Source organism: Pseudomonas sp. LG1E9 (assembly GCF_003290225.1).
In the GTDB taxonomy this organism is placed as follows: domain Bacteria; phylum Pseudomonadota; class Gammaproteobacteria; order Pseudomonadales; family Pseudomonadaceae; genus Aquipseudomonas; species Aquipseudomonas cyclaminis.
The window spans coordinates 4729383-4744010 of sequence record NZ_CP029983.1 but is presented as its reverse complement, the minus strand read 5'-3'; the positions used below and the strand labels follow the sequence as shown (position 1 = coordinate 4744010).

At 56.2% G+C, this 14628-nt stretch carries 10 protein-coding genes and 1 pseudogene; 4 read left to right on the top strand and 7 right to left on the bottom strand.

Annotated features, from left to right (window positions below; genetic code table 11):
* Window positions 1–60: 60 nt before the first annotated feature.
* From DNK50_RS21580 to DNK50_RS21550, 7 genes are all read right to left on the bottom strand, one after another.
* A complete protein-coding gene (locus tag DNK50_RS21580; protein ID WP_029290894.1) occupies window positions 61–1251 on the bottom strand; it encodes an STY4528 family pathogenicity island replication protein in 1191 nt (396 codons plus the stop codon).
* A complete protein-coding gene (locus DNK50_RS21575; protein ID WP_112196190.1) occupies window positions 1248–1796 on the bottom strand; it encodes a DUF2857 domain-containing protein in 549 nt (182 codons plus the stop codon). The genes DNK50_RS21580 and DNK50_RS21575 overlap by 4 nt, the downstream gene beginning before the upstream one ends.
* Window positions 1793–3379 (bottom strand): ParB family protein, encoded by a 1587-nt coding sequence (locus DNK50_RS21570; RefSeq protein ID WP_104912566.1) that lies wholly within the window; start codon window positions 3377–3379, stop codon window positions 1793–1795. The genes DNK50_RS21575 and DNK50_RS21570 overlap by 4 nt, the downstream gene beginning before the upstream one ends.
* A 14-nt stretch (window positions 3380–3393) precedes the next feature.
* Entirely contained in the window at window positions 3394–3603 is a 210-nt protein-coding gene (locus DNK50_RS21565; RefSeq protein WP_029290900.1) for a hypothetical protein, read from the bottom strand.
* An 85-nt stretch (window positions 3604–3688) separates the two neighbouring features.
* Window positions 3689–4531, bottom strand: a complete 843-nt coding sequence (locus tag DNK50_RS21560) for a ParA family protein (protein WP_029290902.1) — start codon at window positions 4529–4531, stop codon at window positions 3689–3691.
* Window positions 4532–4535: 4 nt separating this feature from the next.
* Window positions 4536–4766, bottom strand: coding sequence for an AlpA family transcriptional regulator (locus tag DNK50_RS21555; protein WP_029290904.1), 231 nt, complete (start codon window positions 4764–4766; stop codon window positions 4536–4538).
* A 112-nt stretch (window positions 4767–4878) separates the two neighbouring features.
* On the bottom strand, window positions 4879–5628 hold the full coding sequence (locus DNK50_RS21550; protein ID WP_029290906.1) for a hypothetical protein: 750 nt from the start codon (window positions 5626–5628) through the stop codon (window positions 4879–4881).
* A 1679-nt stretch (window positions 5629–7307) separates the two neighbouring features.
* Between DNK50_RS21550 and mexE the strand changes: the two genes are divergently transcribed.
* The 4 genes and pseudogenes from mexE to DNK50_RS21530 all read left to right on the top strand — a co-directional run bounded on the left by mexE (window position 7308) and on the right by DNK50_RS21530 (window position 14555).
* The gene (gene mexE, locus DNK50_RS21545; RefSeq protein ID WP_112196189.1) at window positions 7308–8564 is read left to right on the top strand and encodes a multidrug efflux RND transporter periplasmic adaptor subunit MexE; all 1257 of its coding nucleotides are present in this window, start codon (window positions 7308–7310) and stop codon (window positions 8562–8564) included.
* 15 nt (window positions 8565–8579) lie between these two features.
* Window positions 8580–11759, top strand: a complete 3180-nt coding sequence (locus DNK50_RS21540) for an efflux RND transporter permease subunit (protein WP_112196188.1) — start codon at window positions 8580–8582, stop codon at window positions 11757–11759.
* The gene (locus DNK50_RS21535) at window positions 11756–13177 is read left to right on the top strand and encodes an efflux transporter outer membrane subunit (RefSeq protein WP_112196187.1); all 1422 of its coding nucleotides are present in this window, start codon (window positions 11756–11758) and stop codon (window positions 13175–13177) included. Before DNK50_RS21540 ends, DNK50_RS21535 begins: the two co-directional genes overlap by 4 nt.
* A 172-nt stretch (window positions 13178–13349) precedes the next feature.
* Window positions 13350–14555, top strand: a pseudogene (locus tag DNK50_RS21530) (ISL3 family transposase).
* Window positions 14556–14628: the final 73 nt, after the last annotated feature.

Here is a 14628-nt window from a genome sequence, read left to right as displayed (position 1 = left end):
TTTGGTTTAAGAGTGCTAACTATGTAGACGTCAGTAGATTTGATGCCAGTGGCATCAAATCTACTGACGTCCACCGCGTTTGCCACGCAGTTGGCGTAGCTCATTCAGGCACGCTAGTGCGAGGGCGGATGCGGGTTCGCCCTGTTGTCGAGTTGATCGCGAGGTGGCCGGTAGGGGCGGTTCTGCAATGGGTAAAGGTTCTGCCTGACCTGCCCAAGGACGAAAATCGCCTTTCAGCGCACGCTGGATTAGACCCATCAGATAGGCCGCTGGCTTGCGGATTCCACCGGCCGCACAGCGTGCCCCCGCTTCGTTGAGCACCGCCTGCCGATCCGCTGGTTTAAGTTTGTTCAACGCCACGGTGACGGCCTGATGCTCGCTTGGGCTCAGGTGCAGTGGGGTGGGCCAGAGCAGGTTATCCACCGCCGGGGTCGCGCGCGGTACAGTACAAATACTTTCTTTTAATACAGTACAGGCGGCGTTCGGATTCCGAACGGTGCCGGAAACGCTGGTGTTCAAGCCTGGTTCGGATTCCGAACGAAGGTCTGCACGATTCCGAACGCGGTGATCGCCACCCCGTTCGGAGTCGCGTAACGCGTCAGCGGTTGCCCGATCCAATCCTTGCTGTGTCCAATGTTCGCCCCAACTGTCGAGCCGCGTCGGTAACCGATCCCGATCGATATTCGTGTCCTGGCGGACCTCCTCCACTACGTGCTGGGCGACAATACGCACCGCTTTGGTGGCATGAGCGAGGGCATGTCCGACCAGCTCCAGGTAATCCTGATCCAGTTCCATGGCCTCTGCGGGGGTTAACGGCTCATCGTGTAGAACATACAGAGAACCTTGATGACGTCCGCTGATCTGATCGCGGGCGCGACTCACCAAGCTGAGCCAGCGGGTCAGTCTGAGCATCGTCAAGACGCGGGCGATGGTTTCACGGGAAGCTGATGCACCGTAGGGCACGCTCGAAAGGTACGGCTGCAAATCTTCATAGCGCGGCGTGACCACGCCCTGGCCTTGCAACATGAGTCGAAATACTTGCCAGGCATTACGTTCCAACGGCGTCAACCGACTATCCAGCAGCAGTCGACGCGGCACGACTTCGTGTGATTGACCACTGAACAGAAAACCAGCTTGCAGAGCCTGGTAAGAGGGCTGTTCAGTGGTAGGGCGTGCTGGCCAGCGTTCACTCAGCTGTTGGGTGCATTGCTGCAGGACACGCTGCCAGCGACTGGAAGGGGCGGTGTTCATATTTCGTTGATGTAATGGTCGATCTGCTGCCACACGATGGTCAAGCTGATCTGTTGTTCTTCGGCCAGCATCATCATGGCGTCGAGCTGATCCTCGATACCGTCCTGCGCGCGTAGCTGGCACCATCGCTGCCAGAGCGCATGTTCCTGGGCTTCGCTCAAATGCTGAGGACGGCCCTTACGGGTTTCTATCTTGAGCAGGCGTCGACGCAGGGCGGTTTCCGAATGCGCCAAGCCGAAGCAGCGATACATGATGGTGCTGCTGGCGCCCAGCTTGAGCGCTCGATTGATCAGCCGTTCGTTCTGCTCGTCGCGTTCGGCTTGCTCGATCAACCGATGTAGCACCGGCGAGTCAATCTTGACCTCAACCCAAGGTACGGTGGCATGGGCCAGGCGCGACAGCGTGGTGGGCGGTAAGGATTGCAACAGGTAGATGTCGTCCTCACCCAAGCCGAGTGCTTTGCAGCGTTGCAGGTTACCCAGGCGCAACTCGTGAAGGACCTGGGTCAGCATGGCCTGGTTGAGCACATTGAAGGATAAGCTCATGGCAATTCCTTCGGTGAGTTGACTTCATGGGGAAGCGTTAAGTCGATCAGGCGACGGGCTAGGCGGATCAGGCGATACAGTTTGATGAGCAAGCCGTCGGGCAGTCGCTCCAGTCCCACATCCACGGCGGGACGATCTGTCAGCGGGAGTTGGTAGACCCCCAACAACAACTGGCCGAACAGGGCTGAGGGCAGTTGCTTGCGGTCCTCCCAGTTAACGTCGTCTTGAGCGCGTAGCAGGGCCAGGAGCAGTAGGTGAACGCCGGTCGCGCGAGGCGCTGCAAGATCAAGTGGCTCGATGTTGAGGGCAAAACCCAAGCCATGCGTCTGATCGATGATGCTCTCGGGATGTCCGGCATAGGTCGCCATTTCCCGCGCCAGTCCGGCAATGGCTAAACGCAGTTCTTCGGGGCTATCCAGTGTGGGTGCGATGATCCAGATGTCGTCGATCGCGCATGCCTCGACGGTCGGTGCTGTATCGATTGAGATCTCGCGCTCGATCTGTTCACGAATCTGTTGAACACGTGACGGAGGGCTGACCTCTGAAACGACATTCGTTTCGTGCGGTGTGAGCCGTTCCTCTCGCGCTGTTTCGGTCAGGGACTTGGTCTCAGTTGATTTGGGATGCTGCTCGGAGGAGAGAGGTTCTGCCGCGGCTTCATTAACGCTCGGCAGAGGGGTGTTCTCTGAGGGCGTGGTGATGACAATGCCAGGCGTCGAGATGACTCGTTGGGTATCGCTCAGCTCCAGGGCCAACATACGGTAGGACTGTCCGAGTAAACGGCTCATGCGTTCAAGCAGTTCATCCTGGAGCTGCTCAAGATCGAATGACTCGGGGTCGGTGTCAAAGTCGCCCAGGGTATCGAGCCAAAACTCGGCGAACGCAACAGTGACGGTTGGATAATGGTTCCATGTTCGTTCGGCCTGGCTTCGCAGACCGATTAGTCGTTCGATCTGTGGTTTACCCAATCCGGCATACAGGGTTTGTGGAATGGCGGGCAGTACGTGTTCAAGGGTGTCCAACATACGGCTGATGTGTGATTGCGAAATCGGATAGCCTCCAGCGGCAAGACGTCGTGCCAGCTCACGTTGTGATAGCACAGCTCCCTCTCGTTCGAGCATGGCTTTGAGTTTGGCTACCGCCAGAGCCCGTTCGATGAACGTGAGTTGGCCATGTAGATCGCTTTCAGCCAGATGGCCGAGTAGGGCGGTGATTTCATTGCTCCAAGGCCGGAACAGGCAATGAATGCGAAAGAAGCGCTCGTCGCGGGTTTCCTGCCACAGCTCGCCGAGAATCGCCAATCGCGTATTACCGCCGTTGCGGATGATGAAATAGGTCTCTCCGGGGCGGCGGGTAATCGGTGGCGGTTGATCCAGCCCGCGTTCACGGATCGAAGCTTTGATATCGTCGTATAGAGGATTACGGATGAAGCGCGGGTTGTGTTCGTACGGCCGCAACTGCTCCAGCGTCACCAACATAGGCGTGTCAGCAAGTGGATCGGACAGCCGCTCCAGTTCTGAAGCTCGAGGAAAATGGTCCTGATGCAGCTTGTCGGTGACTTCCTCCTGACTGAGCTTTTTCATCTGAATAACCTCAGTTAACGGCGGTTGTGCAAATGATCACCGACCTCGAACTTGACGATCTCGGCAGTCCCTGAACCTTCGAAGTGTCGGGAAAGTTCTGCGAGGAACCAGTTCATGGCCGAACGCCCACCCTGCAGGCGAAAGACCACAGTGCAGTACTCCTCACAAGGTCGGTGGTGGGGTTGAATGGAGGGTGGAACGATGATGGGCAGTTGATCCAACATCAGAAGACTCCTAGCCAAACATGGTTGGTCTCAAGGTCGATCAAACTCAATGACGGGGTGAGAAATGCCAGTTGGGTGATTTGTCTCATTGAACATCCGCGCATCTGTTCACCGTAGATATCGCCTCGCGCCATTCCGGAAACAACTCAATGGCCAGCGCTTGCATAGTTTCCAATGCTGGTGGCGAGCGTCGTTCGCGTGACCGGCGCGTCTCGATTCGGTGGACTGGTAGGCCGAGGGAGGCGGCATTGAGATACGCCACTCGGTCTGGAACTATGGTTTCTAGAACCGAGATGTTGGTAGCCCCAGCGAAGGTCTCGCGCAGGCCTCGGATGATCATTCGCGTGTCTACTCGGATGCTATTTACCTGGTTCAGCAGCAGTCGCAACGGTGGCGGCGTAATACCCAGGTGACGAAATGATTCGAGATCACTGAACAGCCTCAAAGTGCCGCGGCGTAGTTCGCGGGCGGCTAGCATTTCCGGTGAGATGGGGGAGAGGGCGATATCGCAGGCGAGGATGGCCATCTCTACTAGCACGCTACGTGCGCCTTGGGTGTCGATCAAAAGCAGGTCATAACGGGGGCGAAAATCGTCGAGCAAATTGCGCAGCCGTAATCTCCCGTCAGGGGCGTGCAGCAGTAATGTACTCAACTGGCCCTGAGCGTCGTTGGAGATGATGAGGTCGAGCCCTGCAATCACGGTCCTGGAAATAATCTGTGCAGGCGTTGTTAACTTGAGTGCAATGAGCTCGTGAGCGCCAGCAACAGCTTTCTGGCTCAAGGCGTAATAGCTGGAGAGGGTGGGTTGGCTATCCAGATCGAGCAGTAGAACACGTAGACCAGCATCCGCCAGCAGACCGCCGAGATTGGCGGCTACTGTGGTTTTGCCTACGCCACCTTTGGTGGACACCACTGATACCACGCGCATGGCATCAGGCCTGCTGCGCCAAACGTTCATTGATCCATTGCTCGATCTCCAGCGAGTCCCAGCCAACTGCGCGCAGCCCAATGCGTTTGGCTTGAGGGAATTTACCTTCCTTCATCAAGTTGTAGATGTGCGCGCGCTTGAAGCCGGTTTTACGCTCCACCTCCTCACGCCGCATGATGTGACGTTCGAGCGGCGGTTGGAGCAAGTCTGCAATAGGTGAAAGCTGATTGGACATGATGGTCACTCCTCGCGTCGATTGGCGCGTAGTGGGAAGTGACCTGAATTGAATAGCAGAAACGGTAGAGAGTCATTGCACTGCAATTGGGATGATTGCGGTGCAATGGGACTCAGCGCTTCGAGAGACTTCGTTTGGCAGCAGCGAATTTTTCATCCAAGGTGCGCTTGGAAATGCCAGACAGGTTTTTATGGTGAGCGGTCAGCGCGTCGACAATGGCAGCTTGGGATCTGAAAACTGAATGAGGTTTTCCCGAGGGGGAGTGATCTAGGAAAAGGCTGACCATTGCACCGATGATGTGGAGGTACGCGGTTTCGCTCCGGTCGCTAACCTTACTATTGGTCTTGAGCAGGTGATGTATGTTCTCCTTTTCCAATCCGATACTTTCAAGTTCATTTAACAACTGCTGATAGGCTATTTCTATATTTTTTAACTGTAGTTGCAAGGCGTCCCGATCACATTGTAAGGTTAAATATGCACCTATACTTATAGTATTCTGCTGCTTGAGTGAGCCTTCAAAAAGAAACGCCGGTCGCTGGTCAGGATAGTATCGCGACATCCAGAACCTAAGATCAGTATGACGCACGGTTATTTGGTTGCAGTCAATGGGTGTTCCAGTTGCGACTGGCACGCCGAAGCAACCGTAGGCGAGTTCTCCATGTTGAATCCCATCCAAAATTTTTTCGGTATTTGCATGCAAACATGGCCACTGTGGGAAGGCGATTTTGAGCATGGTGGTGCAATGCCGCCCTGCCTCAAGAATTTCCCTCTCGAAGGCCATTAAGTTACACCAACGTAAGGCCGCATCAATGGGCCGATAAAAAATCTTCGCGTTGGGATGGCAGCTTCGAGTTGCGTACATAACAGTTTCTCCTCCTTGAAATCCGTTGCTCCTGAAGAGTTTATTTTTGAGTGTTTTCTTGAAAAATTTAGGCTTACTAAATTTAGGGGGCATCCAAACGAGCTTTGATGGAACCAACGGCATTAACTGCTGCGCGAGCTTAATTCAGATCGGCTGAAAAAAAATGACAAAAAGTTGATGATTTCCGCCAATTTTTTTGCTGATTGACCTTTGGAGGCTCTTACGTAGTTGATAATTTCTCTGTTGTCAAACGATCAACCTATATTTTCATGCTCTGAAAGTGAGTTGAAGCAGTTGAACACCTAGAGCAGTTATCAATCGTCATAACGGTCTTACTGCGTCCGTTTTCGCTCAGCCGCTAATAACAGCCTGACGCCGGAAGAGTTTGATATACAAACCTTTTCCTCGTTTGGCGAGGCTGCAGGTGCCAAAGTATTTGGCGGGTATTAGGGAAATGTTATCGGCGTATACTACGCCGATCGAGAAACCTAATAGTGAGGAAACCTTTTAAGGAGTCATCCAACGGCTAATATTTCTTGCATGACTGACGGCGGATCAGATCAAAGGCGGCGGGATTGGAGACTGAATATTTTTACATTTGGGACGAGAAAACTTGACTCTCACTGGTTCGCTACTTTCATACGGCGAGAGTAATAAGAAAGGCCGAATTGCTGGGCGTGATAAAAGTCTGGAGGCCTATTCAGTAAAAACTTCAGATGAACGTAAATGTTCCCTGTAGGCCGGTGCTGCGGGCAAAACTGTATTAGCCTTCTGCGTTCTACGCGTGGTCGCGTCTCTAAATCTTGAAAGGATAATTGATACAGCATTTACTTCTTCGTAGTTGCAAAAGAAAATCTGGAATGGAAGAGGTTGGGCTCCTGTTGATAGGGGCACGTATTGGGAGGCTTTGGCTTGGCAGTTCTCTTTTTCGTAGACGGAAAAATTCGTGGTTTAATCTCAGTGAGAACTTCTAAGTACCGTAACAGTGAGCGAGACCTATCGACACTGGTGCGTGAGGCTACTGGAAAGATAGAGCGTCTTTCTTCTTCGGGTATTAGAACAATCAAGTTTCTTTGTTTGGATTCAAGAATTCGCCAGCATTAGGTTTGTTTCAGCTTGCTTTAAAGAAAAATACGATATTTTATAAGCGTAAGAAAGAATTTATTATTAGACTCCTAATAATTTAGATTCATTCGTCGTGCTTAGAGTGTGTTCGGTGTTTTCGCTGCGTGTTCGGCTTTTTCTTGTTGGCAGTTGGAGGAGGGGCTGATCAGTTTGGCTGAAATCGTCAACGTTTTGTCTCTTTTTAATTTGAGCGTTCAGTTACAGTATTTCGTAAGTAGATGCGCTGCTTGACGCATTAGTTTGTTGGCTGTGGGGAATGTCTAAAAAAGGTTTTGGTTATAGGGTGTCGTCTTTATTTTTTTGACGGGTTCGGAGTTGACTATATGTCGGGCGCCATAAAAAGTGTCATGGAGTTTGAGGAGGAAATGGATGGCACTTTTAATTCTGCAGTTATAGGTTTTCTTGATCTCCTGGAATATCACCACCAGAGCTCTGCAAGGTGGGGGTTGAGGGGGCAGGAGTTACAAATGGTTGGCTGATTGAGTGTTGCTGGATTGATAAAAAGTTCAAGGATGATCATGTTCAACTAATACAATTACAGGGGCTTATGAACCATGGACCAGTCACTCAAACTCTTGCGGTATCCACTCGCGGCCTTTGCCGTGCTGGTGATGAGCGCTTGCGGTAAAGCCCCGGAAACCGCCGCCAGCATGCAGGCCGCCAAAGTCAGCGTGGCCAAGGTGCTGGAACAACCGGTGAATGAATGGGACGAATTCACCGGGCGCCTCGAAGCCCCGGAAACCGTTGAAATCCGACCACGGGTTTCCGGTCAGATCGATCAAGTGGCCTTCACCGAAGGCGCCCTGGTGAAAAAGGGCGATTTGTTGTTCCAGATCGACCCACGTCCATTCCAGGCTGAAGTGCGCCGCCTTGAAGCCCTAGTCGCCCAAGGCCGAGCCAACGCCACCCGCAGTGAAAACGAAGCTCAGCGCGGTGAGCGTCTGCGCACCAGCAACGCGATCTCCGCCGAACTGGCTGACTCGCGCACCAGTGCGTCCCAGGAAGCCCGCGCCGCCGTTGGCGCAGTCCAGGCGCAACTGGACCTGGCCAAACTCAACCTGAGCTTCACCCGCGTCACCTCGCCGATCAGTGGCCGCGTCAGCCGTGCGGAAATCACCGCCGGCAACTTGGTCACCGCCGATACCACGGCCCTGACCAGCGTGGTTTCCACCGACAAGGTCTACGCCTACTTCGATGCCGACGAGCGTGTCTTCCTCAAATACACCCAGCTCGCGCGCCAAGGCCAACGCGGTGCCACCACCCCGGTGTACCTCGGCCTGTCCAATGAAGACGGCAACCCGCACTTGGGCCAGATGAACTTTGTCGACAACCAGGTCAACCCGAAAACCGGCACCATCCGCGGCCGTGCGGTGTTCGACAACAGCGACGGCACCTACACCCCAGGTCTCTATGCTCGCCTGAAGCTAGTGGGCAGCGGCACCTACTCCGCCGTGCTGATCAACGACGAAGCCGTGGGTACCGATCTGGGCAAGAAGTTCGTGCTGGTGATGGATGCCGACAACAACTCCGTGTACCGCTCCGTCGAACTGGGGCCGAAGATCGAAGGTTTGCGCATCGTGCGCAGCGGCCTTAACAAGGGCGACACCATTATCGTCAAAGGCTTGCAGCGGGTGCGTCCAGGTTCGCCGGTCACCCCTGAAGTCATCCCCATGGCCAGCAAAGAAGCCCTTGCCGCTCTGGCACTACAACGACAAGCACTGGAAGCCAACAACTTGCCTCAGGTCAAATCCGCCAAAAGTGCGCCTGGTACAGCAGCGATACTGACCAACACTGCGACTCCACGCGGCTAAGAGACTACAACTCCGATGAATTTCTCCCAATTCTTCATTTCACGGCCGATTTTCGCCGCGGTGCTTTCGCTGCTGATTTTGATCGCCGGCGCAATTTCGCTGTTCCAACTGCCGATCAGCGAATACCCGGAAGTGGTTCCGCCCACCGTAGTGGTACGCGCCAACTTCCCTGGGGCCAACCCCAAAGTCATTGGTGAAACCGTGGCGGCTCCGCTGGAGCAGGCCATCACCGGCGTTGAGAACATGCTGTACATGTCCTCACAGTCGACCGCCGACGGCAAGCTGACCCTGACCATCACCTTCGCCCTGGGCACCGACCTGGACAACGCTCAGGTGCAGGTACAAAACCGTGTAACACGGACCCAGCCGAAACTGCCTGAGGAAGTGAGTCGCATCGGTATCACTGTGGACAAGGCCTCCCCGAACCTGACCATGGTGGTGCACTTGACCTCGCCGGACAAACGCTACGACATGCTCTACCTGTCCAACTACGCGATTCTCAACATCAAGGATGAGTTGGCCCGCCTTAGCGGTGTGGGTGATGTGCAGTTGTTCGGCATGGGCGACTACTCCCTGCGCGTCTGGTTGGACCCGAACAAGATCGCGTCGCGTAACCTGACCGCTACCGATGTGGTGACCGCCATTCGCGAGCAGAACCGTCAAGTGGCCGCTGGTGCCTTGGGCGCCCAACCAGCCCCGAACGCGACCGCCTTCCAGTTGTCGGTCAATACCCAGGGCCGTCTGGTCACTGAAGAAGAGTTTGAGAATGTCATCATTCGTTCCGGCGATAACGGTGAAATCACTCGGCTGAAGGACATTGCGCGGGTCGAGCTGGGCTCCAGCCAATACGCGTTGCGCTCCTTGCTTAACAACCAGCCGGCGGTGGGATTGCCGATCTTCCAGCGTCCTGGCTCCAATGCGATCCAGATATCAAACGACGTTCGTGAAAAAATGGCTGAGTTGAAGAAAAACTTTCCGCAAGGTATGGATTTCGCCATCGCCTACGATCCAACCGTCTTCGTGCGTGGCTCTATCGAGGCGGTGGTCCACACTCTGTTTGAAGCCTTGATTCTAGTGGTGCTGGTGGTGATCCTTTTTCTGCAAACCTGGCGCGCCTCGATCATTCCGTTGGTGGCCGTGCCGGTGTCGCTGATTGGTACCTTTGCGGTCATGCACATGTTCGGTTTCTCGCTTAACGCGCTGTCATTGTTCGGTTTGGTACTCGCTATCGGTATCGTGGTGGACGACGCCATCGTGGTGGTGGAGAACGTTGAGCGCAACATTGAGCTGGGCCTGGAGCCCCTCCCGGCCACTCAAAAGGCCATGAGCGAAGTCACTGGTCCGATCATTGCCACGGCACTGGTGCTGTGTGCGGTGTTCATTCCAGCGGCCTTTATAAGCGGCTTGACCGGGCAGTTTTACAAACAGTTCGCCCTGACCATTGCGATTTCCACGGTGATTTCGGCGTTCAACTCGCTGACCTTGTCCCCTGCTCTGGCCGCCGTGTTGCTGCGTAGCCATAACACGCCGAAGGATCGTGTCTCAAAAGCGCTCGACAAACTGTTTGGTGGCTGGTTATTCCGTCCGTTCAATCGCTTTTTCGAGAAAGCCAGCCATGGCTACGTCGGCGCCGTGGCGCGTGTAATCCGCAGCAGCGGTATTGCCTTGGTGCTGTACGCGGGGCTGATGGTCCTAACCTTCTTTGGTTTTTCCAACACCCCGACCGGTTTCGTACCTGGCCAGGACAAGCAATACCTCGTGGCCTTCGCTCAACTGCCGGATGCGGCGAGCCTTGATCGCACCGAAGACGTGATCAAGCGCATGTCCGACATTGCCTTGAAACAGCCGGGAGTGGAAAGCACCGCGGCGCTCCCAGGCTTGTCGATCAACGGCTTCACCAACAGCACGAACAACGGTGTGATATTTGTCACCTTGAAGCCGTTCGACGAGCGTAAAGACCCAAGCATGTCCGCCGGCGCGATTGCCGGTGCGTTGAACGGAAAATTCGGCGAAATCCAGGAAGCCTACATGGCGATCTTCCCGCCGCCGCCGGTACAGGGCCTGGGCACCATTGGCGGGTTCCGCCTGCAGATCGAAGACCGGGGCAACCTGGGCTACGACGAGCTGTACAAAGAAACCATGAACATCATCAACAAAAGCCACGGCGTGCCGGAACTGGCTGGGCTGTTCACCAGCTACACGGTGAACGTGCCTCAGGTCGATGCCGCCATCGACCGCGAAAAAGCCAAGACCCACGGCGTGGCCGTCAGCGACATCTTCGACACCCTGCAGATCTACCTAGGTTCGCTGTATGCCAACGACTTCAACCGCTTCGGTCGCACTTACCAGGTCAACGTCCAGGCCGAGCAACAGTTCCGCCTCGAAGCCGAACAGATCGGCCAGCTGAAAGTGCGCAACAACAAAGGCGAGATGATCCCCCTGGCGACCTTTATCAAGGTCAGCGACACCTCGGGCCCGGACCGCGTGATGCACTACAACGGCTTTATCACAGCTGAAATCAACGGCGCCGCCGCGCCCGGCTACAGCTCTGGCCAGGCCGAAAAAGCCATTGAGAAACTGCTCAAGGAGGAACTGCCCAACGGCATGACCTACGAGTGGACCGACCTGACCTACCAGCAGATTCTCTCGGGCAATACCGCGCTGTTCGTGTTCCCGCTCTGCGTATTGCTGGCGTTCCTGGTACTCGCCGCCCAGTACGAAAGCTGGAGCCTGCCACTGGCGGTGATCCTGATCGTGCCGATGACCCTGCTCTCGGCCATTACCGGGGTGATCCTGTCGGGGGGTGACAACAACATCTTCACCCAGATCGGCTTGATCGTACTGGTGGGCCTGGCGTGTAAGAACGCGATTCTGATCGTCGAGTTTGCCAAGGACAAACAAGAGGAAGGCCTCGACCCGCTGGCTGCGGTGCTGGAAGCCTGCCGCCTGCGTCTGCGGCCGATCCTGATGACCTCGTTTGCCTTCATCATGGGTGTGGTGCCCCTGGTGTTCTCCAGCGGTGCCGGTGCTGAAATGCGACACGCCATGGGTGTCGCGGTGTTCTCCGGGATGCTCGGGGTGACCTTCTTCGGCCTGCTGCTGACCCCGGTGTTCTACGTCCTGATCCGCAACTATGTGCAACGCGGTGAGGCTCGCAAAGCCGCTCGCGCCCCGAAGTTGGAGGCGCAACAATGAGCCTGAAAGTCTTCCTCCCGAGTCTGTTGGCCGTGGCGCTTAGCGCCTGCGCCGTGGGCCCGGACTACAAGCCCCAGAACCTGGAGGCGGTCCATATCACGGCCGCCACCGATGGCGCCGCCGGGCAAAAGAATTTTGACCAGGCACGCTTTGAAGGCATCTGGTGGCAGCAATTTGAGGACCCGATCCTCAACCAACTGGTGACCCAGTCGTTGCAGGGCAACCGCGAACTGCGGGTCGCCTTTGCCCGGCTGCGGGCGGCCCGGGCAATTCACGATGACGCCAGCAATGACGCCATGCCCACCATCACCAGCCGCGCCAGCAGTGACCAGGCCAAGGGCCAGATCCCAGGGCAAAGCACCCAGCGCGTGAAAAGTGAACGTTACGACCTGGGCCTGGACATGGCCTGGGAGCTGGACCTGTTTGGGCGTATCCAGCGCAACCTAGAAGCCAGCGATGCCGACCAGCAGGCTGCCGATGCCGACCTCTACCAACTGCAAGTCAGCCTGATTGCCGAACTGGTGGACGCCTACGGCCAACTGCGCGGCGCCCAACTGCGGGAAAAAATCGCCCTGGCCAACCTGAACAACCAGCAGGAGTCACGCAAGATCACCGAAAGCCTGCGTGATGCCGGGGTCGGCGATCAACTCGACGTGGTGCGCGCCGATGCGCGCCTGGCCTCGGTTGAAGCCAGTGTGCCGCAACTGCAAGCCGAACAGGCACGTCAGCGCAACCGCATTGCTACCCTGCTCGGCGAACGCCCGGACACACTCACGGTGGACCTGAGCCCGGCGCAATTGCCTGCAATTGCCAAGGCCTTACCGATTGGTGACCCGGGCGAACTGCTGCAACGGCGCCCGGACATTTTGAGCGCCGAACGCAAACTGGCCGCCGCCACTGCGCGCATCGGCGTGGCCAAGGCCGACCTGTTCCCTCGGGTCAGTCTCAGCGGCTTCCTCGGCTTTACCGCCGGGCGCGGTTCGCAGATCGGTTCCTCGGCTGCCAACGCCTGGGCGCTGGGGCCAAGCATCACTTGGGCCGCGTTTGACCTGGGCAGCGTGCGGGCCCGCTTGCGCGGCGCCGATGCTGAGGCGGATGGCGCCCTGGCGACCTACGAACAGCAAGTGCTGCTGGCCCTGGAAGAGTCAGAAAACGCCTTCAGCGACTACGGCAAACGCCAGCAACGGCTGATCTCGTTGATTCGCCAAAGTGAATCAAGCCGCGCCGCCGCCGACCTGGCCGACATTCGCTACCGCGAAGGCAGGGTGGATTTCCTGGTGCTGCTCGACGCCCAGCGCGAACGCCTGGCGGCTGAAGACTCCCAGGCCCAGGCCGAAGTCGATCTGTACCGCGGCATTGTCGCGATCTACAAGGCGCTGGGTGGCGGATGGTCACCGGAAACAGTCGCCAGCAAGTAACCAACAGAGCTCCTTTGGTTGGCCGCATCCAACCAATGTTTTGCCCCGTGCCCTATTCGGTAGCGGGGCTTTTTTTGGTTCTTCACGGAATCCCGAGAAACACAGAAACAAGAACGCCGATTTGATTGATGATGTTCGTGCGAGCAAACACATCTAAAAAACCGGCGTTCTTATGCACGATATTAATACGTTCGTTCCTTTTCGGGAGGGCTTTTCTGTTGTCACGATCAAGCCTGATGGCGACGCGATTCAGAACGACCTGATTCCCCACGCCACCCGTTTCCCTTCCTGTAGCGGCGGCCAAAAACGCTGTTCAACCACGCCTGAGTATTGCGAGCGAACTGTCCCGGATTTACCAATTCTCGGGCGGACGCTGCGCCTCAGCCTGTTACTCAGGCGTGTTGGCTGTCGTGACTGCGGTAAACGTATGGAGGCCGTCAGTTGGCTGGACCGCTATGCCCGCATGACGCGGCGTTTGGCCGAGGCGGTCATTCAAGCCTGCGAGCGCCTTCCCACACTGCACGTGGCTCAACTGTTTCGGCTGCACTGGGGCACCGTTCGGTTGCTGTAGCGTCGAGCCTTGCAAGCGGCGTTGAGCGTTTTGCCAAAGGCGACCGCGACGTCTGGTGATGGACGAATTCGCCCTGTTCAAAGGTCATCGTTACGCCAGCGTGGTCCTGGATGCGGATACACGACGCGTGCTGTGGGGCGGTGAAGGCCGCAGCCGAGCAGTGGTCAGGCCTTTCTTCGAGCAACTGGGGCAAGAGGGTTGCGCTCGAATAGAAGCGGTGGCGATGGACATGAACACCGCTTTTGACCTGGAGGTTCGTCAGCAATGTCCTAACGCGCGAGTGGCCTACGATCTGTTCCATGTGGTGGCCAAAAATATGGCCGAGAGGTGATTGATCGGGTTCGCGTCGACGAGGCTAACCGGTTGCGTCACGACAAGCCTGTCCGCAAGGTCATCAAGGAGGCGCGGTGGCTGTTGCTGCGCAATCCGCAGAACTGGAAAACGCCGAAACAACAGGTCCGACTGGAGGATCTGCTGGCGGCTAACCAAGCGTTGATGACGGTCTATTTGATGAAGGCTGAACTCAAAACACTCTGGACGCCGAGTACTGCATGCGGTTGGCGATCGGCCTTGAAGCAATGGCTGCGCCATGCGCACGAAAGCGAAATACCAGCTCTGGTCCAGTTCGCCAAATGGCTAAAGGGTTACTGGCGGAGACTGGTGAGCCGGGTTCGTTGGCCGATGCACACCGTTCAGTTGGAAGGAATAAACAATCGAATAAAGGTCATCAAGCAGATGGCGTACGGTTACCGGGATAGCGAATTCTTTTTCATGAAAATTAAGAGCGTCTTTCCCGGTAATCCTTGAAGAACCTGATATTAGGGTGGAGGCCACATCACGACTACTTTTTGCAGCGCACGCGCAGGCTTGAGCGGATGTA

Excerpts from the sequence above, each read along its gene's own strand:
- DNK50_RS21535 (WP_112196187.1), top strand. The coding sequence starts at position 11,756 with ATGAGCCTGAAAGTCTTCCTCCCGAGTCTGTTGGCCGTGGCGCTTAGC.
- DNK50_RS21550 (WP_029290906.1), bottom strand. The coding sequence starts at position 5,628 with ATGTACGCAACTCGAAGCTGCCATCCCAACGCGAAGATTTTTTATCGG.
- DNK50_RS21575 (WP_112196190.1), bottom strand. The coding sequence starts at position 1,796 with ATGAGCTTATCCTTCAATGTGCTCAACCAGGCCATGCTGACCCAGGTC.
- DNK50_RS21565 (WP_029290900.1), bottom strand. The coding sequence starts at position 3,603 with ATGTTGGATCAACTGCCCATCATCGTTCCACCCTCCATTCAACCCCAC.
- DNK50_RS21570 (WP_104912566.1), bottom strand. The coding sequence starts at position 3,379 with ATGAAAAAGCTCAGTCAGGAGGAAGTCACCGACAAGCTGCATCAGGAC.
- DNK50_RS21555 (WP_029290904.1), bottom strand. The coding sequence starts at position 4,766 with ATGTCCAATCAGCTTTCACCTATTGCAGACTTGCTCCAACCGCCGCTC.
- DNK50_RS21560 (WP_029290902.1), bottom strand. The coding sequence starts at position 4,531 with ATGCGCGTGGTATCAGTGGTGTCCACCAAAGGTGGCGTAGGCAAAACC.
- DNK50_RS21540 (WP_112196188.1), top strand. The coding sequence starts at position 8,580 with ATGAATTTCTCCCAATTCTTCATTTCACGGCCGATTTTCGCCGCGGTG.
- mexE (WP_112196189.1), top strand. The coding sequence starts at position 7,308 with ATGGACCAGTCACTCAAACTCTTGCGGTATCCACTCGCGGCCTTTGCC.
- DNK50_RS21580 (WP_029290894.1), bottom strand. The coding sequence starts at position 1,251 with ATGAACACCGCCCCTTCCAGTCGCTGGCAGCGTGTCCTGCAGCAATGC.